This window comes from Vibrio sp. AH4 (assembly GCF_030710545.1).
GTDB classification, from domain to species: Bacteria; Pseudomonadota; Gammaproteobacteria; order Enterobacterales; family Vibrionaceae; genus Vibrio; species Vibrio metoecus.
On sequence record NZ_JALAIV010000001.1, the window covers coordinates 1807664 to 1832758 of the forward strand.

Here is a 25095-nt window from a genome sequence, read left to right on the forward strand (position 1 = left end):
CGGATCTCCTCAGGTCAGGTTTGAGTGGTCATTGTGCGCGCTTATTAATGGTTTTAACAAAGGCACTGTCGTAACCTGCGGATTTTACTTGTTCAAGTAAGGTTTGCGTCAGGTCATCGTCAGTAAATGGGCCGAGAAACAGGCGATGAGTACTCTCTGTACTTTCCACGAAGCTAGGCGCCGATAAACTCTGACCTAAGTTTTGCGCTAAAGTTCGCACGCGCTCAATATGTTGTGATGAAACCACTTGAATCACATATTCAAGTGCATTGTTTTTCCCTTTCGGACGTGGTTTTGATGGTTTATCCACCGTGATCACGTCCACTCGTACATTGGCGGTGCCAGCTTGTACCACCCCAATCTTATATGCGGCGGCATAGCTTAGGTCAATCACTCGTCCGTCGTGAAAAGGACCACGATCGTTGACGCGTACGATGGTTGATTTACCGTTATCGGTATTGGTCACTTTCACATAACTTGGCAATGGTAGGGTTTTATGTGCCGCTGTCATTGAGTACATGTCATAAATCTCACCGTTTGAGGTGAGATGACCGTGGAATTTTTTGCCATACCATGAGGCTTTACCATTTTCAGAGAATCCTTGAGGATTCTTGATGATGCGGTAACTTTGACCACGTAGGTTGTAGTCCTTATTTCCCCCAAAGCTGTAGGGTTCATATTGGGGAACGGCATCCTCAATATGCTCGACAGACAGCGGTGTGTCTGGCGCTTGATCGTCGGGCATATCATAGCGGCCGCCCGAAGAACTACACCCAGCGAGAATTAACGTAATCAATATGTATAAATAAATTCGGTTCATTAAATTGTCTTCGAAAATGCTTTGCGATGGGTATGGATGGACATCAAAATACCGAAACCGGCCATCAGTGTCACCATTGAGGTACCGCCATAGCTAATCAAAGGTAGTGGTACACCCACTACCGGCAAAATGCCGCTGACCATGCCGATGTTTACAAAGACATAAACAAAGAAGCTCAACACAATGCTGCCTGCCATCATACGGCCAAAGGAAGTTTGTGCATGGCTGGCGAGGTAAAGTCCGCGACCAATAATAAATAAATACAGGCTCAAAAGAACCAAAAAGCCGATCATACCCCATTCTTCAGCAATCACTGCAAAGATAAAGTCAGTATGTCGTTCAGGAAGAAACTCTAATTGAGATTGAGTGCCATGTAGCCAACCTTTACCGGATAAACCACCGGAACCAATCGCAATTTTACTTTGGATAATGTGGTAACCCGCACCGAGTGGATCGGACTCTGGGTCAAACAGAGTACGTACCCGAGTTTTTTGGTATTCGTGCATTAGGAAGAACCACAATACGGGTACAAATGCTCCCACCGCCATCGCCGCTGCGATAATCAGTTTCCAACTGATACCGGCTAAGAAAATCACAAAAATACCAGAGGCCGCAATCAGTATCGAGGTGCCTAGGTCAGGTTGTTTTGCGATCAAAATCGTAGGAACAAACACCATCATCAGTGAAGCAGTAAGGGTTTTAAATGATGGTGGAAGAGCATGTTTTCCAATATAGCGTGCCACCATCAAGGGAACGGCCAGCTTGAGTAATTCAGATGGTTGAAAACGGACAAAGCCAAGATCTAACCAGCGCTGCGCCCCTTTGGAGATTTCGCCAAAAAGTAGAACACAGAGCAACAAGATGACGCCACAGAAAAATAATATTGGAGCAGCACTTTCGTAAGTTCGTGGTGGAATTTGAGCTAGCAATACCATAATTGCTAAAGCCATCGCCATACGCATGGCTTGGCGATCCATCATCGCGAGACTCTGACCGCTGGCACTGTACATAACGACAAGACCAAATCCCATCAGCGCAAGTACACCAAGCAAGAGGGGTAAATCGATATGGAAACGCTCAAACAGCGCCCGGTTTTGTCCGGTTGCAGGATCCATCTTCATGGTTGCACCACCTCTTCTTTTTTCTCTTCTTCTTTTTTACCGAGCACTACGTGATCAAATATTTGCCGCACAACAGGCGCACCATTACTGGAACCGCCGCCACCGTTTTCCAGTACGAACGTGACGATGACTTTGGGATCTTTAACCGGGGCAAAACCGGTAAACAAAGCATGGTCGTGTAAGTGCTCCGCTAACTCGCTTGCGTTGTATTTCTGACCTTCTGCAAGACCAAATACTTGCGCTGTACCGGACTTGCCTGCGGTTTCGTAAGACATATTTTGGAAAGCACGTCGTGCGGTTCCTTTGGCGCCATGGTTAACGAGGTACATGCCGCGAATCGCCATATCCCAGTATTTTTGTGGGACTCCTTCGATTGGCGGATAGGTTGTGTATTCCGCTTCTTTTTGAGTTGAGAATTGCTCTCCGTTATCAATCGTGGCACGCAGTAGGTGAGGGGCAATTACTTTCCCGTGGTTGACAAGCACAGAAGTCGCTTTAGCGATCTGCAGTGGAGTTGCTGTCCAGTAGCCTTGACCAATTCCAACTGGAATCGTATCACCTTGATACCATGGCACCTTATGGCGAGCCATTTTCCATTCCCGCGTCGGCATATTGGCCTTGCTTTCTTCGTAAATATCGATGCCCGTTAGATCGCCAAAGCCAAAACGCATCATCCAGCTTGAGAGCTTATCAATCCCCATGTCATAGGCAATTTGGTAGAAGAATGTATCGACTGACTCTTCAAGAGACTTAATCACGTCGACGCGGCCATGTCCCCAGCGGAGCCAGTCACGGAAAGGGCGTGTATCGGTATTGGGAATACGCCAGTAACCAGGATCACTTCGAGTGGTATTCGGAGTGATAATGCCATCTTGCAGCGCAGAAACTGCAATAAAGGGCTTCACTGTGGATCCTGGCGGATAGATGCCGAGTGTCGTTCGGTTTACCAGTGGTCGGCTCTTATCATTCAATAAATCGCTGTAAGCTTTGCCTGAAATGCCGTGAACAAAAGCATTGGGGTCATAGCTTGGGCTTGAAACCATTGCGAGGACACCATTGTCTTTGGGATCAAGTGCAACCATTGAGCCACGGCGTCCCTCTAGCAATTTATAGGCGTAGAGTTGTAGATCAATGTCTAAATTGAGGACAATATCTTTACCTGGAATAGGCGGTACATATTTAAGGGTGCGGATCACGCGCCCACGGCTATTCACCTCAACTTCTTGATAGCCAGCAATACCATGTAAAATGTCTTCGTAATAACGCTCGATGCCGAGTTTGCCGATATCTCGAGTTGCTTGATAGTTGGGCTTTTTCCCTTCTCGATCCAAACGTTCTAGATCTTTATCATTGATGCGAGAAACGTAACCAATCACGTGCGTTAGAACATCGCCGTATGGATAGTAACGCTTTAGGTTGGCAGCAACGGAGACTCCCGGGAATTTATGTTGGTTCACCGAAAACTTTGCTACTTCCTCATCCGTGAGCTGAGTGAGGAGGGGAACTGAATTAAAACGGCGCGTTTGGCTGCGCTCTTTTTCAAATGCGGCAATTTTCTCGGGGCTGATCTCCAGTATTTGCTGTAACCGCGTAATGGTGTCATCCATATTGGCGACTTTTTCTGGGATCACTTCTAAGTTGAACACGGGGCGGTTTTCGGCCAACAGTACGCCATTACGATCAAAAATTAGACCGCGGTTCGGTGCAATCGGTACCACTTTGATGCGGTTATCATTGGAGCGAGTTTTGTAGTCCTGATACTGGTTTATCTGGATATTGTATAAGTTGGTGACCAGCAGCCCCATGCAGATCAAAATCGCTAAAAAGGAGAAAATAGCGCGATTACGAAACAGGTGTGTTTCGGCTTGATGGTCACGTATGGGGGTGTGCTGGCGTAACATGGCACTCTATTCTCGATGATAGGGGTGGTTAGTGGTAATACTCCACGCTCGGTATAAGCTTTCAGCCATAACCACTCTCACCAAAGGATGAGGCAAGGTCAGTGGTGAAAGAGACCAGCTTTGATCGGCGGCGGCTTTACAAGCGGGAGCCAAGCCTTCTGGCCCGCCAATCAGAATGGAGACATCTCGGCCGTCGTGCTTCCAACTTTCTAGCTGTACGGCAAGTTCGTCCGTATCCCAGCGTTTACCGGGAATATCGAGAGTAATGATTCGGTTACCTTTTGGTACCGCAGCCAACATGGCTTCTCCCTCTTTTTGCAAAATGCGCGCAATATCGGCATTTTTACCGCGTTTACCCGCAGTAATTTCTACCAATTCTAACGGCATATCGTGAGGGAAGCGGCGACGGTACTCTTGAAAACCCTCTTCAACCCATTTGGGCATTTTGGTACCGACAGCGATCAGTTGAATCTTCACATCTAACCCCAGAGTTTTTCCAGTTGGTACAGCTCGCGCGGTGCTTCTTGCATCACGTGCAACATCACTGAACCCATATCCAGAACTACCCACTCACCTTCATTTTCTCCATTCATGCCAAGCGGCTTCAGGCCTGATAGCTTGGCTTCACTAGCCACATGATCGGCGATAGAGGCAACATGTCTTTTTGATGTGCCGGTGCAGACAATCATATAATCAGTGACACTGGATTTACCTTGCACATCAAGTGTAACGATATCGACTGCCTTCATGTCGTCGGCTTTGTCGGAAAGAAAGTCTTTAAGTGCTTCACCTTGCAAGAGAATGTCCTCTGAATATCTTCAATAAAAAACAGCTTTCGCTTAAAACGGCGCAGTATACCACGCTTTTACTGTGGCAAAGGTAGGTTTGCCTGAGGATTGCAGCATTCTAAGCTGAGTTGCTGCAAGATTGGCCAAACGGGCTGTTCATACTGGGTTTTAGCCAATAATTCTGCTTGAGTTAACAGCCCAATTAGCCGAGATAACATCACCATAGGTAAACGCTGTAAGGCGGCAGAGTAGAGTGGTCTGCGGTTTTGCCAGACGCGATAGCGATCAAACAGATGACCAAGGGTTGCGGTATGTTGGCGTTCTTGTTGCCATTTAAGCAGTTGAGTTAGCTCTTTTTGCGCGGTGCGGATCAGAATAATCGGCTCACTCTCTTCGAGCATGAGTTGGCGCAAAATACGCTGAGCACGGTTGGCTTTACCTTCTAATAAGGCATCCATCCAGTGATAAGGTGTGAAATGGTTGTGGCGGCTCAGCGACTCTTCCAAGCGAACCAATGTGAGTTGACCATCTGGGTAGAGGAGTGCCAGCTTCTCTAGGCTTTGCGCAAGAGCAAACAAGTTACCTTCATGCCACTGTGCTAACATCTGTACGGCTTCGGCATCCGGCTTGAGGCCGAGCGAAAAACAGCGTTGTTGAACAAATTGCGGTAAACGGCTTAATTCGGGCGTTAAGCAATTCACCCAACAGGCTTGTTGTGCAAGTGTTTTTAGCCAAGCCGCATTCTCTTGTGCCTTGGTCAGCTTAGGACCAATGACGAGCAAGATAATATCTTGGTGAAGTTGACCTGAGAGTGAGCTTAGCTCTTTCGCCGTTTGTGTATTGATCCCAGATTCAGGGATTTCAATCTCGATAAGTTGGCGAGATGAAAACAGACTCAGTGCCTGATAACAGTCATACACTGAACTCCAATCGAGTCCTGCATCCGCACTAAATCGGTGTTTCTCTAAAAAACCTTGCGTTTGTGCCGCTTTCTCAATGGCGGTTTTGGCTTCTTGGATCAACAGTGGCTCATTACCGAATACGAGGTAAATCGGATAGAGAGTTTTGTGCAGTGACTCGGCGAGTTTTTCAGCGTAAATGCGCATCGAAACTACTCGCTACGGCCTTCTGTTGATGAGGGATTGAGCACTTCTTGAGTATCAACGCTATAGTCCGTCACACCTTCGCTTTCAATACTTTCGTCATCCAAAGTCTTACGTGCAAAGTCCGCTTTCAGACGAGCCATTTGGCGTACGATTTGGCTCGCGGCTAGTTTACGCATTTCATCTTCAATCATGTCGCGTTCGACAGATTTGGCTAATGCAGTCAGTGGGTTATCTAAGTAACTGCGGGTAACGCTAGTGGTGAATGTTCGGCTACCTAGCTCTGGTACGGTGACGCGATAAGATGCTCGGAAAGTGAGTTCTTTTTCCGCTGCACGTGTATTTTGATACAGCGATAAAGTACGTTCGCCAGTGCTTTCACTGAGTAGATGTAGATTAGGTAGATCTTCTGCTGGAGCTTGAAGGTTGATTTTATTTAAGCGTAACTGACGATGCACCATACGAGTAAAGGTGCTGTATTGGTCATAACTGGTCAGTGACATGTTAGAAAGTTCTTGTGGGATATCGTAATCACCGCGTAAGTGGAAGCCACAAGCCGTCAGCAAGCTTGTCATTAGAACCAACAGTGACCATTTCAAAGTAGGGAAAAGAGTGTTACGCATGGATGCTTCAATCTCATTATTAGGCAGAATACTTATCTCAGCTCACTCACCGTAAGATAAGCTGAGATAAGTAAACAGGGCGAGCCCTGTTTACTGACATTAAAGTAAGCCATTAGTTCATTAGGTGCACTAATGGCTTAGTGACTCATCAATAAAGAGGAGTTAGTTGGCTACGATATTCAGCAGCTTACCTGGTACGTAAATCACTTTACGTACTGTCAGGCCATCGATGAACTTCAGCACGTTTTCGTCTTGCATGCCTAGAGCTTCAACCTGCTGTTGAGTCGCATCGGCCGCGACAGTGAGTTTACCGCGCAGTTTGCCGTTGACTTGCAGCACGATCAGCTTTTCATCTTCGACCAGTGCTGCTTCATCGTAAGTTGGCCAGTTAGCCGTATCGATGTTGCTTTGACCCAGAGCTACCCACATTTCAAAACAGATGTGCGGTGTGATTGGGTAAAGCATTAGAGTGATGGCTTTCAGTGCTTCATCGAGAATCGCGCGATCTTGCGCTTCCGTCATTGGCGCTTTCGTCAGCTTGTTCATCAGCTCCATGATCGCCGCAATCGCCGTGTTGAAAGTTTGGCGACGTGCTACGTCATCGGTCACTTTAGCGATGGTTTTGTGCACATCACGACGCAGTGCTTTTTGGTCTGCATTCAGTGCAGATGCCTCCAGTGCGGGTGCTTGGCCAAGCTGAGTGTGCTCACGGACCAGTTTCCATACACGACGTAGGAAGCGGTTTGCACCTTCAACGCCGGATTCTTGCCATTCCAGTGTCATGTCTGCTGGTGAAGCAAACATCATGAACAGGCGTACAGTGTCAGCGCCGTACTTATCGACCATCTCTTGTGGGTCGATGCCGTTGTTTTTTGACTTAGACATTTTGATCATGCCTGAGTGCTCAACTTGACGACCAGTGGTATCCACTGCAGAAACGATGCGACCTTTGCCATCACGTTCTACTTTCACTTCGGTTGGCGCTACCCACTCTTTACCACCTTTCTCATTGGTATAGTAGAAGGCATCAGCCAGTACCATGCCTTGACACAGTAGCTTTTTGAACGGCTCATCGCTCTTTACATAACCAGCATCACGCAGCAGTTTGTGGAAGAAACGTGAATAGAGGAGGTGCATACACGCATGCTCAATACCACCGATGTACTGATCAACCGGCAGCCAGTAGTTGGCTTTTTCCGGATCTAAGATGTCATCCGCTTGTGGTGAGCAGTAACGCGCGTAGTACCATGAAGACTCCATAAAGGTGTCGAAGGTATCGGTTTCACGCAGTGCTGGCTCACCGTTAAAGGTGGTTTTTGCCCACTCTTTATCGGCTTTGATTGGGCTAGTCACGCCATCCATCACCACATCTTCTGGCAGGATGACTGGCAGTTGGTCTGCTGGTACTGGATGTACTTGGCCATCTTCAGTGGTCACCATAGGGATTGGAGCACCCCAGTAACGTTGACGAGACACACCCCAGTCACGCAGACGGAAGTTAACGGTTTTCTTACCTTTGCCTTCTGCTTCCAATTTGGCAGCAATCGCATTAAAGGCAGCTTGGAAATCCAAACCATCAAATTCGCCAGAAGCGAATAGAATGCCTTTTTCGGTGTAAGCCGCTTCAGACACATCCAACTCGCTACCATCGGCAGGCTTAATCACTGGGATGATGTCGAGGCTATATTTGGTCGCGAATTCAAAGTCACGTTGGTCGTGCGCAGGCACGGCCATTACCGCACCAGTACCGTAATCCATCAACACGAAGTTGGCGATGTAGATAGGCACTTCACGACCGTTCAAAGGATGGATAGCCGTTAGGCCAGTCGCCATGCCTTTCTTTTCCATGGTCGCGATTTCAGCTTCTGCAACCTTGGTGTTTTTACATTCATCGATGAACGCGGCGAGTGCGGGGTTATTCGCTGCCGCTTTTGTCGCCAGAGGGTGACCAGCGGCGATGCCCACATAAGTCACACCCATCAAAGTGTCCGGACGTGTGGTGTACACTTCAAGATCGGTGTTTTCACCTTTTACGGCAAATTTCAGTTCCACACCTTCAGAGCGACCAATCCAGTTGCGTTGCATGGTCTTGACCATTTCAGGCCAACCATCGAGGTTATCCAGATCATCAAGTAGCTCTTGTGCGTAGGCGGTGATCTTAATAAACCACTGTGGGATCTCTTTTTGCTCAACCGGAGTGTCACAACGCCAGCAGCAGCCATCTTCCACTTGCTCGTTCGCCAGAACCGTTTGGTCGTTTGGACACCAGTTGACTGATGAGGTTTTTTTGTACACTAAGCCTTTTTCAAACAGCTTAGTGAAAAATTCTTGTTCCCAGCGGTAGTACTCAGGGCGACAAGTGGCAAATTCACGATTCCAGTCATAACCAAAGCCCAGTAGCTTGAGCTGGTTTTTCATGTATTCGATGTTTTCGTAAGTCCAAGGTGCAGGCGCAGTATTGTTTTTTACCGCGGCGTTTTCTGCAGGCAGACCAAACGCATCCCAACCGATAGGTTGCATAACGTTTTTGCCTTGCAGACGTTGGAAACGAGAGACTACATCACCGATGGTGTAGTTACGCACGTGGCCCATATGCAGTCGGCCACTTGGGTATGGGAACATAGAAAGACAGTAGAATTTTTCTTTGTTTGGGTCTTCACTAACAACGAAGGTTTTGTTGTTGTCCCAGTGCTGTTGAACTTTGTGTTCAATATCTTGCGGGTTGTATTGATCTTGCATCGATGACATCCATCTTGGAATTTGTGAGTTCAGTAGGAACGAAGTCTTTCGGTTCGGCATAGAATACAGAAAGCAGGGGTTTACAACAATAGCTATACCCTTCCTACTTGAAGCTGCAGCGGTGTTGGCTGCGTTTACTCACCCCAATCACATAGTTGATCTATGCTCATGGGGATGAACGCACTTGCCGCCTACCTGCAACTTCAAGTCGTTTGGGTATTATCCGGCAGCCATCAGGCTTGAGAGAGGTGAGAGATGCCAAAACAGAAAGCAAGTTATGAAGCCTTACTGGAAGAGGTAGTAGAAACACTCAAACACAGCTCGAATGGGGTCAATGAGATCGTTGAATCCTCTGCGAAATACGTGGATGCCGCGAATAATTTGACCAAGGATGAGCTTGCGCTGATCTCCGCTTATGTAAAAGCTGATCTTAAAGAGTTCTCACAAAGCTTCGAGCAGAGCAAAAGCGGCCCGTTTTATCTGATGATCGCCAATTCAATCTGGCAGGGGTTACTGGACATTACCGATCGTACTAAGGTGGAGTGGGTAGAGCTGTTTGCCGATTTAGAACACCAAGGGTTATATCAAGCTGGTGAAATGATTGGTCTGGGCGTTTTGGTGTGTGATCAATGTGGCAATAAAACAGAGTTTAGCCACCCAACGGAAATTGCTCCTTGTCTGCAATGTGGTGGTACTGCGTTTAGTCGCCAACCACTGAAACCCTAGTCGGAATAAAAACGTTGCAATAAAAAACGGGAAGATGAACTTCCCGTTTTGCTTATTTTGCTCGGCGTTGGCGCCAGAAAGCGAACCCAACGGCTAAACTTACCCCAAGGTAAAGTGGCGTCGTGCCCCATAGGAAGTAAGGTGTGCTACCACGAGTCGGTGTGACCGTGGCTTTTAGCACGCCAGTTTCGAATTGTGGCAGCTGAGCCATAATACGTCCTCGCTCGTTGGTGACGGCCGTCACTCCATTGTTGGTGGCGCGGATCAGCGGCTTACCCAATTCTAATGCCCTCATGCGAGCGATTTCCATGTGTTGCAATGGGCCTATTGAACGGCCAAACCAAGCATCATTCGAAAGCGTCAGTAGGAAATCGGTTTCCGGTGTCACATTATCGCGTACTTGCTCATTGAAGATGATTTCGTAGCAGAGTGCGGTGACAAACGCGAAACCTTTCGCAATCAAATTCGGTTGCACGTAAGCCCCCTGACTAAAGGAGGACATCGGCAAATTAAAGAATGGTGCTAATGGGCGCAAGATATCTTCAAACGGCACGAACTCACCAAAAGGCAACAAGTGGTACTTGTGATAGCGCAGGGAGAGGTCGTACCGATATTCACCATGAGGGGTGTCACCGAGGGTCAGCACGCTATTGAAGTACCGCTTATCTTCACTTTGATTAATGATGCCAGTAATCACCGCGCTTTGGTTCATACGAGCCGCAGCATCAAGATTATGCAGAAATGACGAAATCTCATATTCAAAAGCGGGGATGGCTGCCTCTGGCCAAATGATCACATCGACGTCCCAGTTTTCGCGAGTAAGATCGGTATATTTCATGATGGTTGGCCAGCGTTGGCTAGGCTGCCACTTCAATCCCTGTTCGATATTGCCTTGAATCAAGGCAAGTGAGGCTGTGCGCTCAGTTTGCGGTGTTACCCACTGCATCGCTTGGAGGCCATAGCCGGTTGCGTAAACCACAAGAGGGACCAAAGCCATCAACCAACGGCGATTAAGCACGGCATAAGCTAAGCTACCAGCACAAAACAGCAGTAACAGAGTAATGAGCTCAACCCCTCCGATAGGGGCAAAGTTGGCGAGAGGGCTATCAATTTGGCTGTAACCGAGCCATAACCAAGGAAAACCTGTCATCACCCAACCGCGTAGCCAATCGGTAATCAGCCACAAAGCAGGAGCGGCGCACAGCCATTTGCTGCGCGAGTTGTTCGGAATAAAGCGATTGAGTAGCCAGCCGAAAAGGCTTGGATAAAGTGCCAGATAGCCGACCAATAGAGTCATTAAAAACAGGCTGGCGATTTTTGGCATGCCACCAAAAGTATCAATGCTGACGTGTACCCAGCTGATACCCACTGCAAATTGACCTATGCCCCATGCGTAAGCAATCAAAGCGGATCGTTTCGCGCTTTGTTGGTTTAAAAGAAGCAATAAAAGAAATGGACTGAGTAAGGCTAAAGGCCAAAATTGATAAGGGGCGAAAGCCAGAGGTGTTAAAACGCCAACAAAAGCGGCCGCAAGCGGCCGCATTAGGCGATGAGATAGTAGAGTTTTCATCGTCTCTTTTCTTTTTCTCTTACTCGGTAAGAGGATGAGGACTACTCTTCCGCGACTTGCGAAAGCGCTTCCAGATCGGGAACGGTTACTTGAAGAGCCACCACTCGGCGATTATCTGCTGCCGTGACTTTGAAGTTGTAGCCGGCAATGTCTACCACTTCTCCACGAGCAGGTAAGTGCCCGAATGCTGTCATCACCAAACCACCGACCGTATCCACTTCTTCGTCACTGAATTTGGTGCCAAAAGTGTGGTTAAAGTCTTCAATCGTGGTGAGCGCTTTCACCGAGAAGGTGTGTTTGCTCAGTTGGCGAATGTCTTTTTGCTCTTCGTCGTCGAATTCATCTTCGATGTCGCCGACGATCTCTTCCAGAATATCTTCAATGGTGACTAGGCCAGAAACGCCGCCAAACTCATCCACCACAATTGCCATGTGGTAACGCTCTTCACGGAATTCTTTGAGCAGACGGTCAACCCGTTTGCTTTCCGGAACCACGACCGCAGGGCGGATCACTTCTTGGATGTTGAATGGGGCACAGTTGGAGCCTAGATATTTGAGTAAGTCCTTCGCAAGTAGAATGCCTTCCACATGGTCTTTATCTTCGCTGATCACCGGATAACGCGAGTGTTGCGCATCCGTCATGATGGCAACCAAAGCATCTAGGTTGTGAGTGCGGTCGATAGTGACCATTTGTGAGCGTGGGATCATGATATCGCGCACGCGCATTTCGGCGATTTCCATTACGCCCTCAAGCATGTCTCGGGTGTCATGGTCAATCAAGTCATTCACTTCAGAGTCACGGATGACATCGACCAACTCTTGGCGATCTTTCGGCTCTCCCTGAAAAAGTTGACTTAGGCGTTCAAAGAAGGACTTTCTACTCGGACCTTCCGAATTCTGAGAATTGTCTTCGTTCATTATGTCTCAATTCACTAACGCTATCAGAAGTGTGATAGCTCACTTAGACCTTATCCTAACGGACAAGGTTACTCTTTTTCTGCCAGATACGGGTCAGTAAAGCCCATTTCTTGCATAATTTCCGTTTCTAGAGACTCCATCTCTTCGGCTTCATCATCCTCGATATGGTCATAACCTAGCAGATGCAAGCTGCCATGTACAACCATATGAGCCCAATGTGCTTGCAAAGGCTTATTTTGCTCAATGGCTTCATGTTCAACGACTTGGCGGCAAATCACCAGATCACCGAGCAGATCCATTTCCATCCCCGGAGGAGCTTCAAATGGAAAAGAAAGCACGTTAGTGGGTTTATCTTTACCGCGGTAGTTCAAATTGAGCGCATGGCTTTCTGCTTCATCGACAATCCGAACCGTTACCTCAGCTTGTGGCTGAAACGGCGTGATGGTTCGAGTGAGCCACAAAGCAAACTCCGCTTCGCTTGGTAGTCCATTTTGATTTTCGACTGCCAATTGCAAATCCAGTTCAATACTCATGATGGGTTGGACTCATTGTTGTGGCTGAGTGTCATTTCTGCGCGCTGCATTTCAAGCAATTTGTTTTCACGCTCTTCACGGCGGCGCTGTTCATACTCTTTGCGCTCTTTTTGATCTTGCGCTTCCCACTTTTCATAGGCATTCACGATTCGGGCAACCACTGGGTGGCGAACTACGTCGTCAGCTTGGAAGAAGTTAAAGCTGATCTCATCGACTTCATTAAGTACTTCAATCGCATGGCGCAGACCGGATTTCGCACCACGTGGTAAATCGATTTGTGTCACGTCACCCGTTATCACGGCGCGAGAGTTAAAGCCAATCCGCGTCAGGAACATTTTCATCTGCTCGACAGTGGTGTTTTGACTTTCATCGAGAATAATAAACGCGTCGTTCAGTGTGCGACCTCGCATATACGCAAGCGGAGCGACCTCAATCACATTGCGCTCAATCAGTTTTTCTACGCGCTCAAATCCGAGCATTTCGAACAGCGCATCGTACAGTGGGCGCAAATAAGGGTCGACTTTTTGGCTCAAGTCACCCGGTAGAAAACCGAGCTTTTCGCCCGCTTCAACCGCAGGACGAGTCAGCAGAATACGGCGAATTTCTTGGCGCTCAAGCGCATCCACCGCGGCTGCAACCGCAAGGTAAGTTTTACCAGTACCCGCAGGGCCAACACCAAAGGTGATGTCATGCGTCACCATATTCATCAAGTATTGAGCTTGGTTTGGAGTTCGCGGTTTGATCACGCCTTTTTTGGTTTTGACAAACACTTCTTTGCCGTGAGCAAGGCTAGACTCATTGTGTTGCTCAAGCACGCCGGATTCTTTTATGGCAAGATGAATTTGCTCGGGTTCAATATCGGCAATTTGACCACGCAGTGGAGCCGTTTCAACGTAAAGTGTTTTGATGATGTCGAGTGCCGCGGCGGCAGTATGAGGTTGACCCACGATGGTGAAGAAGTTGCCGCGGTAGTTGATTTCGACTCCCAAGCGACGTTCAAGATGCTTGATGTTGTCATCAAAAGGACCGCACAGGCTGGCGAGTCGGTGGTTATCGGAAGGTTCCAGATTGATTTCTAAGGTTATGATTTTATTGCTCAAATTTGCCTCTCAGTATGTCAATAAATGTCCGATTGTGACCGGACACTTATTGACAGTGTATACGAGATTAAGGAGTAAATGTAGCAACCCCAAGCTCATCCTCGCGGCGAGTCTTCGCTTTCATTTCTGATGGTGAGGTCGCAATGCGCAGGTTCATCTCTTGTTCGGTGCGTACCAGTTCACCACGCAGTGAGTTGGCGAACACATCGACAATCTTCACATCAACGAACTGACCGATCAGCTCTGGTGAGCCTTCGAAGTTCACTACACGGTTATTTTCGGTACGGCCACGTAGCTCCATCAAATCTTTCTTCGATGGGCCTTCAACCAAAATACGTTGTTCAGTACCCAGCATCAGGCGTGAGTAACGCATGGCTTGACTGTTGATTTGCTGTTGCAGTTCGTACAGACGCTCTTTCTTCACCTCTTCCGACAGATCACATGGATAATCGGCGGCTGGCGTGCCTGGGCGAGGAGAGAAGATAAAGCTAAAGCTCATGTCGAAATCGACATCACGGATCAGCTTCATGGTGTCTTGGAAATCTTTGTCGGTTTCACCCGGGAAAGCAACGATAAAATCAGAGCTGATTTGAATGTCAGGACGAGCCTTACGCAATTTACGGATGATCGACTTGTACTCAATGGCGGTGTGCGGGCGTTTCATCATGGTCAGAATGCGATCGCTCCCACTTTGTACTGGTAAATGTAGGAAGCTCACGAGCTCTGGAGTGTCTTCGTACACCGCAATAATGTCATCCGTAAATTCGAGTGGATGGCTAGTGGTAAAGCGAATGCGGTCGATACCGTCGATCGTTGCGACTAAGCGCAGTAACTCAGCAAAAGAGCAAATTTCACCATCGTGAGTGGCACCGCGGTAAGCGTTGACGTTTTGACCCAGCAGGTTAACTTCACGTACACCTTGTTCGGCAAGCTGAGCGATCTCGAACAACACATCGTCCATTGGACGGCTAACTTCTTCACCACGAGTGTAAGGTACGACACAGTAAGTACAGTATTTTGAGCAGCCTTCCATGATGGAAACGAATGCAGTTGGGCCTTCTGCACGTGGCTCTGGCAAACGGTCGAACTTCTCAATTTCAGGGAAAGAGATGTCCATTACAGGTGCGTCAGTGGTTTGCGACTGTTTAATCATTTCTGGCAGACGATGCAGCGTCTGTGGGCCAAAGATGACATCCACATAAGGCGCACGATCGCGAATCGAATCACCTTCTTGAGTCGCGACACAGCCACCGACACCGATCACTACGCCGGGTTTTTTATCTTTGAGGGTTTTCCAACGACCAAGTTGGTGGAACACTTTTTCCTGTGCTTTTTCACGAATCGAACAGGTGTTTAAGAGTAAAACGTCAGCTTCCTCGGGTATCTCTGTCAGCTCATAGCCGTTTGCAGCGTTAAGCAGGTCAGCCATTTTTGATGAATCGTACTCGTTCATCTGGCAGCCCCAAGTTTTAATTAGCAGTTTCTTACTCATCACACTTTCGCTCGTTCAATAGTTCTTCAATCATTTGAGCTTTAGCTCACATTCTAGCCGCCCTCTCGGCGGTAAGCGGCGTATTGTACTGCTTTAAAAACCGACTGACTAGTAATTGGCGGAATTCTCTTGTAACCCTTGTTGTGATTGGTTTTTTACCTTATTCCGCGCAAGGTTTTAACGTAAAAAATGTCGCAATATTTCCCTTACTCCGTACAATGCCGTTTAGATAATATACGTGGTGGAAAAGGGTATGAGCAGCAACAAATTTGACATCCTCGTGATTGGTGGCGGCATGGTAGGCGCTGCAGCAGCACTCGGCTTTGCGCGCCAAGGTCGTAAGGTTGCAGTGATTGATTCTGATGTACCGCCAGCGTTTGAGCCTAAGCAACCTATGGACTTACGTGTGTCGGCGATTTCGCAAACCTCAGTAGAACTTCTAGAGGAGCTTGGTGCTTGGTCAAGTATTGTTGAGATGCGTGCTTGTCCATACCTCCACTTAGAAACGTGGGAACACCCAGAATGCCGTACACGTTTTTCCTGTGAGTCCTTGGATTTGCCACAATTAGGCTACATGGTGGAAAACCGAGTGATTCAATTGGCATTGTGGCAGCAATTTTCACATTACCCACAACTTACCTTGATGTGCCCAGAGCAATTGGCGCAATTGGATGTGACTGAAAAGGGATGCAATGTCACCCTGCAGTCGGGCACTGTGCTTGAGTGTGATTGGGTGATTGGTGCTGATGGGGCGAATTCACAAGTTCGCCAATTAGCGCATATTGGGATCACGGCTTGGGATTATCGGCAGCATTGCATGTTGATTAATGTGCAGACGGAACAGATCCAACAAGAAACCACTTGGCAGCAGTTTTTCCCAACAGGCCCGCGCTCCTACTTGCCTTTGGGGGGGAATCAGGCGTCTTTGGTGTGGTATGACACACCCCAGCGTATTCGAAAACTGGTAGGTTTGAGCCATGAGCAATTGCGTGGTGAGATTCTTCAGCATTTTCCGGCTGAGCTGGGGGATGTCAAAGTGCTGCAGCACGGCTCTTTCCCGTTGACTCGTCGCCATGCTCAGCAATATGTAAAAAAACGCTGTGTGCTGGTTGGTGATGCAGCACATACGATTAACCCGTTAGCAGGGCAGGGCGTGAATCTAGGTTTTAAAGATGTGGCCGTGTTGTTGGCGGAAACACAGGATCATGCGGTATTAAGTCAGACACGGTTTGAACGCTATGAGCGTCGTCGTCGTCCCGATAATTTACTGATGCAAACGGGAATGGACTTGTTCTACAAAACCTTCAGTAACTCAATGACACCAGTGAAGTTTCTGCGTAATGCTGCGTTGGCATTGGCTGAGCGTTCTGGCCCACTGAAAACGCAAGTGTTGCGTTATGCACTGGGTTTTTCAAATGGATCTGTATCTTCGTTAAACAGTACGAACCAGTCTAATCAGTAAGCTCTAAAAAACAAAAAAACGCTGCACTAGGCAGCGTTTTTAACATCACACAAGTGAATTACTTGGTCACGCGTAGAACTGGAGTTTCACCCACAGTTACAGAACCAGAAAGTTTGTTCAGCTCTTTGATTTCATCCATGTTAGAGATAACAACTGGAGTCAGAGTTGATTTTGCTTTCTCTTCGAGCAGTGCCAAATCGAATTCGATAATGGTATCGCCGATTTTCACTGATTGACCTTCTTCTGCGATACGCTTGAAGCCTTCGCCTTTCAGTTCAACAGTATCGATACCGAAGTGAACAAACAGCTCAACGCCGTCATCCGATTCGATAGAGAATGCGTGGTTAGTTTCGAAGATTTTACCGATAGTACCGTTTACAGGAGCTACCATCTTGTTACCAGCAGGCTTGATCGCGATACCGTCACCAACGATTTTCTCAGCGAAAACAACATCTGGCACATCTTCGATGTTTACAATTTCACCAGAAAGAGGTGCGATGATGTCGATTGCACCTGCGTTAGCGCTGTCGTCAGAGACTAGCTTCTTAAGTTTGTCAAACAGACCCATTGTGTCATGCTCCTAACGTTTTAAATTTGTTCTGTCGAAGTATAGTATACCAATCGCTAGAGATAGACGACTATTTTCATCGCCTATCTCTTTGGTATCAACCAATAATTATGCTTTTGCTGCGATGAATTTTTCAACGCAAGCTTCGATTTCTGCAGCAGTTGGTAGAGAGAGAGCCTCTTCTGCCATCGCTTTGATTTCCGCATAATTGGTATTACGGATCACTTTCTTCACTTTTGGAATCGAGATGCCGCTCATTGAGAACTCATCCAGACCCATACCGAGTAGGAGCAGAGTTGCACGCTCGTCACCCGCTAATTCACCACACATACCGGTCCATTTGCCTTCTGCGTGAGAAGCATCAATCACTTGCTTGATCACGGTCAGAACTGCTGGAGAAAGTGGGTTGTAGAGGTGAGAGATCATCTCGTTACCACGGTCTACCGCTAGGGTGTACTGGGTTAAATCGTTAGTACCGATTGAGAAGAAAGACACTTCTTTCGCTAAGTGGTGCGCAATGGCTGCCGCTGCTGGAGTTTCTACCATCACACCGATTTCGATATTTTCATCGAAAGCATGGCCTTCAGCACGCAGTTCTGCTTTGTACTCTTCAATCGCTTTTTTCAGTTCACGAATTTCTTCTACTGAAATGATCATAGGGAACATTACGCGAAGTTTGCCGTGGGCAGAAGCACGCAGAATGCCACGTAGTTGATCACGCAGAATTTCACGGCGATCTAAGCTGATACGTACTGCACGCCAACCCAAGAATGGGTTCATCTCTTTTGGCAGATCCATATAAGGCAGATCTTTGTCGCCACCGATATCCATAGTACGGATAATCACGGCATGACCGCTCATCGCTTCGGCAACTTCTTTATAGGCCTGGTATTGCTCTTCTTCAGTTGGAAGAGCATCACGATCCATAAACAGGAATTCAGTACGGTACAGACCGACACCTTCCCCACCGTTACGGATGATACCGTCACAATCTTTTACTGTGCCGATGTTGCCACATACTTCAACGCGGTGACCGTCTAGCGTTTCTGCTGGAAGATCTTTTAGCTTGGCTAGTTCTTCTTTTTCAGCAAGGAAAGCTGTTTTAACCGCTTTGGCTTCTTCGATTTGAGCTTCAGTTGGATTGACAATGATTTTGTTGTTCATTGCATCCAGAATCAGCATGTCGCCATTCTTAACCTGCTTGGTGATGTCGTTGGTGCCGACGATCGCAGGCAATTCTAGAGAACGCGCCATGATGGAAGTGTGAGAAGTACGGCCGCCAATATCACAAGCAAAACCAAGAACATAGTTCAGGTTAATTTGCGCTGTTTCAGAAGGCGTTAAGTCGTACGCTACTAGGACTACTTCTTGATCGATTTCGCTGAGCGAAACGATGTGCATGCCTAGAGCATTTTTTACAAAACGTGTGCCAATATCACGGATGTCGGTCGCACGTTCTTTAAGATATTCATCATCTAATGATTCAAGCGCTGTGGCTTGCTCTTCGATAACGGTATGGATCGCGTTATCGGCAGACATTTTGTCTTTCTTGATGAGGGCTAAAATCTCTTCTTCTAGCTCTTCATCTTCAAGCAACATGATATGGCCTTCAAAGATGGCTTCTTTTTCTTCACCAAAAGTTTCAAGTGCTTTTTGTTTGATCACTTCCAACTGCGCAGACGATTTATTGCGCGCAGTGTAAAAGCGCTCAACTTCGGCTTCTACTTGATCGTCAGAAATGGTGTTTGTGTTTAGGACAATTTCATCTTCTTGAAGAAGTAATGCTTTACCAATCGCAATACCTGGAGATGCTAGAATGCCTGAAATCATAGCCTTACCTTAAACTGGTCAACTGTAAACGGGAGAGTGGACAATGCGCTAACGATAATGTGTAGCGTATTTCTCGGGTTATTTCCAACAAAGCCATTTTGCGTGAACAAAATGGCTTTGAAAGGAAGACCGGATTAGTGAAGTTGGTCCATCAGAGCAACTAGATGCTCAACAGCTTCTTTCGCTTGAGGGCCTTCGGCAGAAATGGTAACTACAGTACCTTTTACCAGACCTAGCGTTTGCAGCTTGAATAGACTTTTCGCGCTTGCACTTTTACCGTTAGAAGTCACAGTGATGTCTGCATCGAAAGCTTTCGCTTCTTTAACAAACTGTGCAGCTGGACGAGTGTGAAGGCCGTTTTCTGCTGTGATTTCTACTTGCTTCTCGTACATGTTTTATACCCCAATGAGTTTATTTTTTGTAAGTTTGTTAACCAGATTTAGCTTAACCGCATAACCCGCTTTGTGCTAGCACTGTCACAGGCTTTTCGTGTCAGAACTAAGACTGGTCAAAATTTATCAATTGCCTTTGCTATTTTTTGCAATTTGAGCAATTGAGTGTAAACCGTCGGCTTCTTTATTTTGAAGCTAAAAATAAAACATGCCGATATTACCAAAGGTGAGGCAGGGATCAACAAAAAAGCCCCTGACTGGGGCTTTTTTAAACGAAAAATTGATTTAACCACGTATTACTGTTGGTTTTCTTTTTCGGTAAAAATGCCAGCGAAAAGGGCGGTGCTTAAATAACGCTCACCTGAGCTTGGCAGAATGGTTACAATTGTTTTGTCTTTAAATTCAGGTAGTTGAGCTATTCGGTTTGCGGCTACAACGGCGGCGCCTGAAGAAATTCCCGCCAATATTCCTTCTTCTTCCATCAGGCGGCGAGCCATTTCGATCGCCTCTTCTGAGGTGACGCGCTCAACGCGGTCAATTAGACTTAAATCCAAGTTGCCAGGGATAAATCCAGCACCAATACCTTGGATTTTATGTGGTGCTGGTTTTATTTCTTCTCCCGCCAGTGCTTGTGTAATGACCGGTGATTCCGCTGGTTCAACCGCAACAGAGAGAATGGCCTTGCCTTGAGTGCCTTTAATATAGCGGCTGGTTCCGGTTAATGTGCCACCAGTGCCCACGCCTGCAACAAATACATCGACTTGACCATCGGTGGCTTCCCAAATTTCAGGGCCAGTGGTCTTTTCATGGATTTGTGGGTTAGCTGGGTTGTTGAATTGCTGCAATAGCAGATATTTCTCTGGGTTGCTGGCGACAATTTCTTCCGCCTTAGCAATGGCTCCTTTCATGCCCTTTGCAGCTTCGGTGAGTTCTAAAGTCGCCCCGAGTGCTTTCAGCAGTTTACGACGCTCTAAACTCATCGATTCAGGCATTGTCAACGTTAACTTGTAACCACGAGCTGCCGCAACAAACGCTAAGGCGATCCCTGTATTACCACTGGTTGGTTCTACTAATTCAACGCCTGGTTTGAGTTTTCCTTGTTTTTCGGCTTCCCAAATCATATTGGCACCGATACGGCATTTAACGCTGAAGCTTGGGTTACGTGATTCGACTTTAGCGAGCACTTTTCCTTGTGACACTTTGTTTAAGCGTACTAGGGGAGTGTTACCAATAGTAAGAGAGTTGTCTTCGTAGATTTTGCTCATGGTGATGTTCCTTCATTCGTTACGCAGTCAGCGCGTGCGTGAATACTTAGTGAATATGAGCAGAGAATAAGTTCATATTCACTAAGGGAAAAGGATTAAAAAGTTATAACTTATGTGGAGCTTATTCGTTGCGATTGGAAGGGTGTTGCACCTTGAATACCTCAACCCACATAGCGGTTGCGCCGCAGACGGCGACTGGCACGATAAATAAGTTCACAATGGGAATACTGGTAAAAAAAGCTACTAAGGCCCCAAACCCGTAGGCTTTGCTTTGATTTTGTTTCAAGGTATTACGCATATCATGGAATGCAACTTTGTGGTTATCAAAGGGATAATCGCAATACTGTACAGCGAGCATCCAAGCAGTAAAAATAAACCAAGCAAGAGGACCGAGTGTTTGACCCAGTGCGGGGATCAGTAACAAAAGAAAAAGTCCTAGCGCTTTAGGGAGCACATAAAGCAGTTTTCGCCACTCACGGCTCAATATCCGAGGTACATCTTTGATCAGAGCGACAATCCCCTCTTCACCGACAGATTCGCCAGAGAGATGCATTTCCACTTTTTCGGCTAATAGTCCGTTGAATGGTGAGGCGATAAAATTAGCTAAGGTACTAAAGAAGTAAGAGAAGGTGGCTAAGATGGTTAGGATAAGCAATGGCCAAAGGACATAACTTAACCAAGCAAGAAAACTAGGCAGTTGTCCCATCCATTGTGTGATCCAAGAATCTAAGTGGCTAAATAGGTAGTACATAGCTCCGCCCACTAAGATGACGTTTGCCAGTAGTGGGAGAATAACGAAACGGCGTATACCCGGAGTAAGGGCTAAACGTACGCCATAAAAGAAGTAGCTGAATCCGGAACGTGAGCTGATCTGCATAAAAACGGTATTCTCCTTGATTAACCGAACGAAGATTGTACTTGATTGATACTGAAGTGAAATGACGAAACTGCAAAAAACGCGTCATCTTTTCAACTTCTCACATTAAGTTGTTCTAAATTCGACGAGAGTTTTGGTAAAGTACCCCGACAAGTCAAAAACACACCCTGATAAACGTCCTGTCGGGCGCTACAGCTCAGAACATCAAACGGGATACTGAGAGTTTAAGATGCAGGAACTGCGATTCGTATTGATAATTGTTGGCGCGTTGGCGATAGCGGCGTTGCTGTTTCATGGTCTATGGACCAGCAAAAAAGAAGGGAAATCTAAGTTCGGAGATAAGCCCTTACGCAAGATTGCGGTTGAAAATGATGAGCCGCCCTCACGAGATTTTGTGGCTGAGGATGATTTTGAAATCATTCGCAAGGAGCGTAAAGAACCCGATTTCGGGCTTCCCAATCAGCAACATGATCCTTTGATCTCTGATTTTGCCGCTCATGATGAGCCAGAAGAAGATGATGAAGAGGTGGAACCGTTACCGACATATCATCCACCGAAACAGGTTAAGCCTGTTGCAGAGGTTTCACGTGTTATGCCTACAACGCAAACAAATGTGACTCAGCCTGTCTCTGAAGCGACTCCCGTTATTGAAGAGCAAGAGCCTCAAGAAGAGCAGTTGGATGTGATTGTGCTCAATGTACATTGTTCTGGTAGTCAACCGTTTATTGGAACTAAGCTGTTTGACAGTATGCAACAAAATGGTTTGCTGTTTGGCGAAATGGATATTTTCCATCGTCATGCCGATCTTTCTGGAACAGGAAAGGTGTTGTTCAGTGTTGCCAACATGATGCAGCCAGGCACTCTGATGCATGATGACCCTGCGGACTTTTCGACCAAAGGCATCTCATTTTTCATGACGCTGCCTTGTTTTGGTGATCCGGAGCAGAACTTTAAGTTGATGCTTAAAACCGCACAACAAATCGCCGATGATCTTGGTGGGCATGTTTTAGATGATGCTCGCAACTTGATGACTCCAAACCGCCTTGATGCTTACCGTAAGCAAATTCAAGGGTTTAAAGCTCGCTCTGCCAGAGTGTAAGTGAGTTTGCCAGACCACTACTTACTGCTTCAGGTTTTCCCTAGATTGAGGCGAGTTAGACGAAGCAAAGATTTCTATAGTTATAATAAAAGGCTCCATAGCGGAGCCTTTTTTCATCATCCGAGAGAATTACGATGTCAAATGTAGAGCAACGATTAACCGAGCTAAGACAAACCCTGCATGAGCATGGTATCCGTTATTACGTCGAAGACGCACCGACCATTCCGGATGCAGAATATGACCGCTTAATGCGTGAACTGCTGGATATAGAAGCGCAACACCCTGAGTGGATTACTCCTGACTCACCCAGTTTGCGTGTGGGTGGGCGTCCACTTGATGGGTTTGACTCTGTCATACATGAGATTCCGATGCTCTCTCTTGATAACGCGTTTGATGATGCTGAGTTAGAGAGTTTTTATCGTCGCATGACAGACCGTATTCCTGCTGTGCAACAAAGCCATTTCTGTTGTGAACCTAAATTAGATGGTTTAGCGGTAAGTTTACTGTATGAAAATGGTGTGCTGACTCGTGCGGCAACCCGAGGCGATGGCGCTACTGGGGAAAATATCACCGAAAACGTGCGTACGATTAAGTCTATTCCGCTGCGCTTACAAGGTTCGGATTTTCCTCGCCGCTTAGAGGTGCGTGGTGAAGTTTTTATGCCCAAAGCAGGGTTTGATGCCCTTAATGCCCGAGCGCTTAAAAAAGGTGAAAAACAGTTTGTTAACCCGCGTAATGCCGCCGCAGGAAGTTTGCGTCAGCTAGATTCTCGAATTACGGCTCAACGTCCATTAGCATTTTACGCTTACAGTGTCGGTATTATCGAAGGTGGAATGTTGGCATCAAGCCATTATCAACGTTTTCTACAGCTAAAAAGTTGGGGCTTACCGATTTGCCCTGAAACCAAGCTTGTAGCCTCGTTATCGGAAGTAAAAGATTTTTACCAAGATATATTGCAGCGTCGAGGAGCTCTTGCTTACGAAATAGATGGTGTCGTCATCAAAGTGGATGACATTACATTGCAAGAGCGTCTAGGTTTTGTGGCTCGTGCACCTCGTTGGGCGATTGCTTATAAATTTCCTGCGCAAGAAGAGTTAACCTTGCTTAACGATGTTGAGTTTCAAGTCGGCCGTACGGGAGCGATCACCCCTGTGGCGAAGTTGGAACCTGTCTTTGTGGGTGGTGTCACGGTGAGTAATGCCACATTACATAATGCCGATGAGATTGAGCGTTTGGGGGTGATGGTCGGTGATACGGTAGTGATCCGTCGTGCTGGGGATGTTATCCCACAGATTGTTTCCGTTGTTTTAGAACGCCGTCCAGTTGACGCTAAAACAATTTTGTTCCCGACGCATTGCCCTGTATGTCAGTCTGATATTGAACGTATAGAAGGTGAGGCGGTTGCTCGATGTACAGGTGGATTAGTTTGTCAGGCACAACGTAAAGAAGCGTTGAAGCATTTTGTCTCGCGTAAAGCACTTGATGTTGAAGGTTTAGGCGACAAAGTGATTGAACAACTGGTCGATCGCGAAATGGTGGCTACACCTGCCGATTTATTCCGTTTAAGAGCTGGCGAACTGACGATTCTAGAACGTATGGGCCCTAAATCAGCACAAAATGTGATTGATGCTTTGCATAAAGCCAAACAAACAACCTTACCTAAGTTCTTATATGCACTGGGTATTCGTGAAGTTGGAGAAGCAACCGCACTTAATTTGGCTCAGCACTTTTTGACTCTTGAAGCGATTGCACAGGCAAGCATGGAGCAACTGATTGAAGTTTCAGATGTTGGTAACGTTGTCGCAGGTCACTTACATGCTTTCTTTGCACAATCACGTAATCAAAAAGTGATTGCTGAACTGATTGAACTCGGCGTTACATGGCCAGCAATGGCAGCCATTTCATCAACTGAGGCAGATTCTGTATTGGCTGGGAAAGTTGTGGTATTGACGGGCAGCTTCAATCAACTATCTCGTAACGATGCTAAAGCAGCACTACAAGCTCTTGGGGCGAAAGTGACAGGGAGTGTTTCAAAAAATACGGATATTGTGTTTGCTGGTGAAGCCGCTGGCTCTAAGCTAGCGAAAGCAACGGAGTTGGGTGTTGCAGTGATGGATGAACAAGCACTGATTGAACTCTTAAAATAGCGAGTTTATTGGGTGGTACTTA

At 47.0% G+C, this 25095-nt stretch carries 22 protein-coding genes; 4 read left to right on the forward strand and 18 right to left on the reverse strand.

The window, feature by feature from the left end:
• Positions 1-28: 28 nt before the first annotated feature.
• From MKA69_RS08530 to leuS, 8 genes are all read right to left on the reverse strand, one after another.
• Entirely contained in the window at positions 29-820 is a 792-nt protein-coding gene (locus tag MKA69_RS08530) for a septal ring lytic transglycosylase RlpA family protein (RefSeq protein WP_055028740.1), read from the reverse strand.
• Positions 820-1941, reverse strand: a complete 1122-nt coding sequence (gene rodA, locus MKA69_RS08535; RefSeq protein WP_055028739.1) for a rod shape-determining protein RodA — start codon at positions 1939-1941, stop codon at positions 820-822. The genes MKA69_RS08530 and rodA overlap by 1 nt, the downstream gene beginning before the upstream one ends.
• Positions 1938-3842: a penicillin-binding protein 2 gene (gene mrdA, locus MKA69_RS08540; RefSeq protein WP_055028738.1), complete on the reverse strand. Its 1905-nt coding sequence runs from the start codon at positions 3840-3842 to the stop codon at positions 1938-1940. Before mrdA ends, rodA begins: the two co-directional genes overlap by 4 nt.
• 6 nt (positions 3843-3848) lie before the next feature.
• Positions 3849-4319: a 23S rRNA (pseudouridine(1915)-N(3))-methyltransferase RlmH gene (rlmH, locus tag MKA69_RS08545; RefSeq protein WP_000701619.1), complete on the reverse strand. Its 471-nt coding sequence runs from the start codon at positions 4317-4319 to the stop codon at positions 3849-3851.
• Positions 4320-4321: 2 nt separating this feature from the next.
• The gene (gene rsfS / locus MKA69_RS08550; protein WP_095476069.1) at positions 4322-4639 is read right to left on the reverse strand and encodes a ribosome silencing factor; all 318 of its coding nucleotides are present in this window, start codon (positions 4637-4639) and stop codon (positions 4322-4324) included.
• Positions 4640-4707: 68 nt separating this feature from the next.
• Complete coding sequence (gene holA, locus MKA69_RS08555; protein ID WP_305847842.1) at positions 4708-5736, reverse strand: DNA polymerase III subunit delta; 1029 nt, start codon at positions 5734-5736, stop codon at positions 4708-4710.
• 5 nt (positions 5737-5741) lie between these two features.
• Entirely contained in the window at positions 5742-6356 is a 615-nt protein-coding gene (lptE, locus tag MKA69_RS08560; RefSeq protein WP_305847843.1) for an LPS assembly lipoprotein LptE, read from the reverse strand.
• 162 nt (positions 6357-6518) lie between these two features.
• Positions 6519-9095: a leucine--tRNA ligase gene (gene leuS / locus MKA69_RS08565; RefSeq protein WP_305847844.1), complete on the reverse strand. Its 2577-nt coding sequence runs from the start codon at positions 9093-9095 to the stop codon at positions 6519-6521.
• Between the two features lie 255 nt (positions 9096-9350).
• Between leuS and MKA69_RS08570 the strand changes: the two genes are divergently transcribed.
• Entirely contained in the window at positions 9351-9821 is a 471-nt protein-coding gene (locus MKA69_RS08570) for a zinc ribbon-containing protein (protein ID WP_055027478.1), read from the forward strand.
• A gap of 52 nt (positions 9822-9873) precedes the next feature.
• On the opposite strand, the gene lnt is transcribed toward MKA69_RS08570, so the two are convergent.
• From lnt to miaB, 5 genes are all read right to left on the reverse strand, one after another.
• Positions 9874-11391: an apolipoprotein N-acyltransferase gene (lnt, locus tag MKA69_RS08575; RefSeq protein WP_305847845.1), complete on the reverse strand. Its 1518-nt coding sequence runs from the start codon at positions 11389-11391 to the stop codon at positions 9874-9876.
• A gap of 41 nt (positions 11392-11432) precedes the next feature.
• The gene (gene corC / locus MKA69_RS08580; protein WP_001001300.1) at positions 11433-12308 is read right to left on the reverse strand and encodes a CNNM family magnesium/cobalt transport protein CorC; all 876 of its coding nucleotides are present in this window, start codon (positions 12306-12308) and stop codon (positions 11433-11435) included.
• Between the two features lie 68 nt (positions 12309-12376).
• The gene (gene ybeY / locus MKA69_RS08585; protein WP_000021215.1) at positions 12377-12841 is read right to left on the reverse strand and encodes an rRNA maturation RNase YbeY; all 465 of its coding nucleotides are present in this window, start codon (positions 12839-12841) and stop codon (positions 12377-12379) included.
• Positions 12838-13941, reverse strand: coding sequence for a PhoH family protein (locus MKA69_RS08590; RefSeq protein WP_000066202.1), 1104 nt, complete (start codon positions 13939-13941; stop codon positions 12838-12840). Before MKA69_RS08590 ends, ybeY begins: the two co-directional genes overlap by 4 nt.
• A 67-nt stretch (positions 13942-14008) precedes the next feature.
• Complete coding sequence (gene miaB, locus MKA69_RS08595) at positions 14009-15433, reverse strand: tRNA (N6-isopentenyl adenosine(37)-C2)-methylthiotransferase MiaB (protein ID WP_055028732.1); 1425 nt, start codon at positions 15431-15433, stop codon at positions 14009-14011.
• A 253-nt stretch (positions 15434-15686) separates the two neighbouring features.
• Here miaB and MKA69_RS08600 point away from each other — a divergent pair, with 253 nt between their 5' ends.
• Positions 15687-16895, forward strand: a complete 1209-nt coding sequence (locus MKA69_RS08600) for a 2-octaprenyl-3-methyl-6-methoxy-1,4-benzoquinol hydroxylase (RefSeq protein ID WP_305847846.1) — start codon at positions 15687-15689, stop codon at positions 16893-16895.
• A 58-nt stretch (positions 16896-16953) separates the two neighbouring features.
• On the opposite strand, the gene crr is transcribed toward MKA69_RS08600, so the two are convergent.
• The 5 genes from crr to cysZ form a co-directional block, all read right to left on the reverse strand.
• Positions 16954-17463: a PTS glucose transporter subunit IIA gene (gene crr / locus MKA69_RS08605; protein WP_000522239.1), complete on the reverse strand. Its 510-nt coding sequence runs from the start codon at positions 17461-17463 to the stop codon at positions 16954-16956.
• A 108-nt stretch (positions 17464-17571) separates the two neighbouring features.
• Positions 17572-19293, reverse strand: coding sequence for a phosphoenolpyruvate-protein phosphotransferase PtsI (gene ptsI, locus MKA69_RS08610; RefSeq protein WP_305847847.1), 1722 nt, complete (start codon positions 19291-19293; stop codon positions 17572-17574).
• Between the two features lie 134 nt (positions 19294-19427).
• Positions 19428-19685, reverse strand: coding sequence for an HPr family phosphocarrier protein (locus MKA69_RS08615; protein WP_000273061.1), 258 nt, complete (start codon positions 19683-19685; stop codon positions 19428-19430).
• 296 nt (positions 19686-19981) lie between these two features.
• Entirely contained in the window at positions 19982-20950 is a 969-nt protein-coding gene (cysK, locus tag MKA69_RS08620) for a cysteine synthase A (RefSeq protein WP_055027475.1), read from the reverse strand.
• A 121-nt stretch (positions 20951-21071) separates the two neighbouring features.
• Positions 21072-21827, reverse strand: coding sequence for a sulfate transporter CysZ (cysZ, locus tag MKA69_RS08625; protein WP_001167415.1), 756 nt, complete (start codon positions 21825-21827; stop codon positions 21072-21074).
• Between the two features lie 229 nt (positions 21828-22056).
• Between cysZ and zipA the strand changes: the two genes are divergently transcribed.
• Both zipA and ligA read left to right on the forward strand, forming a co-directional pair.
• Positions 22057-22926 (forward strand): cell division protein ZipA, encoded by an 870-nt coding sequence (zipA, locus tag MKA69_RS08630; RefSeq protein ID WP_095467910.1) that lies wholly within the window; start codon positions 22057-22059, stop codon positions 22924-22926.
• A 134-nt stretch (positions 22927-23060) separates the two neighbouring features.
• The gene (ligA, locus tag MKA69_RS08635) at positions 23061-25073 is read left to right on the forward strand and encodes an NAD-dependent DNA ligase LigA (protein WP_305847848.1); all 2013 of its coding nucleotides are present in this window, start codon (positions 23061-23063) and stop codon (positions 25071-25073) included.
• Positions 25074-25095: the final 22 nt, after the last annotated feature.

Coding starts and splice junctions, on each gene's coding strand:
- MKA69_RS08530 (WP_055028740.1), bottom strand. CDS start 820: ATGAACCGAATTTATTTATACATATTGATTACGTTAATTCTCGCTGGG.
- rodA (WP_055028739.1), bottom strand. CDS start 1,941: ATGAAGATGGATCCTGCAACCGGACAAAACCGGGCGCTGTTTGAGCGT.
- mrdA (WP_055028738.1), bottom strand. CDS start 3,842: ATGTTACGCCAGCACACCCCCATACGTGACCATCAAGCCGAAACACAC.
- holA (WP_305847842.1), bottom strand. CDS start 5,736: ATGCGCATTTACGCTGAAAAACTCGCCGAGTCACTGCACAAAACTCTC.
- lptE (WP_305847843.1), bottom strand. CDS start 6,356: ATGCGTAACACTCTTTTCCCTACTTTGAAATGGTCACTGTTGGTTCTA.
- leuS (WP_305847844.1), bottom strand. CDS start 9,095: ATGCAAGATCAATACAACCCGCAAGATATTGAACACAAAGTTCAACAG.
- MKA69_RS08570 (WP_055027478.1), top strand. CDS start 9,351: ATGCCAAAACAGAAAGCAAGTTATGAAGCCTTACTGGAAGAGGTAGTA.
- lnt (WP_305847845.1), bottom strand. CDS start 11,391: ATGAAAACTCTACTATCTCATCGCCTAATGCGGCCGCTTGCGGCCGCT.
- corC (WP_001001300.1), bottom strand. CDS start 12,308: ATGAACGAAGACAATTCTCAGAATTCGGAAGGTCCGAGTAGAAAGTCC.
- ybeY (WP_000021215.1), bottom strand. CDS start 12,841: ATGAGTATTGAACTGGATTTGCAATTGGCAGTCGAAAATCAAAATGGA.
- miaB (WP_055028732.1), bottom strand. CDS start 15,433: ATGAGTAAGAAACTGCTAATTAAAACTTGGGGCTGCCAGATGAACGAG.
- MKA69_RS08600 (WP_305847846.1), top strand. CDS start 15,687: ATGAGCAGCAACAAATTTGACATCCTCGTGATTGGTGGCGGCATGGTA.
- crr (WP_000522239.1), bottom strand. CDS start 17,463: ATGGGTCTGTTTGACAAACTTAAGAAGCTAGTCTCTGACGACAGCGCT.
- ptsI (WP_305847847.1), bottom strand. CDS start 19,293: ATGATTTCAGGCATTCTAGCATCTCCAGGTATTGCGATTGGTAAAGCA.
- MKA69_RS08615 (WP_000273061.1), bottom strand. CDS start 19,685: ATGTACGAGAAGCAAGTAGAAATCACAGCAGAAAACGGCCTTCACACT.
- cysK (WP_055027475.1), bottom strand. CDS start 20,950: ATGAGCAAAATCTACGAAGACAACTCTCTTACTATTGGTAACACTCCC.
- cysZ (WP_001167415.1), bottom strand. CDS start 21,827: ATGCAGATCAGCTCACGTTCCGGATTCAGCTACTTCTTTTATGGCGTA.
- zipA (WP_095467910.1), top strand. CDS start 22,057: ATGCAGGAACTGCGATTCGTATTGATAATTGTTGGCGCGTTGGCGATA.
- ligA (WP_305847848.1), top strand. CDS start 23,061: ATGTCAAATGTAGAGCAACGATTAACCGAGCTAAGACAAACCCTGCAT.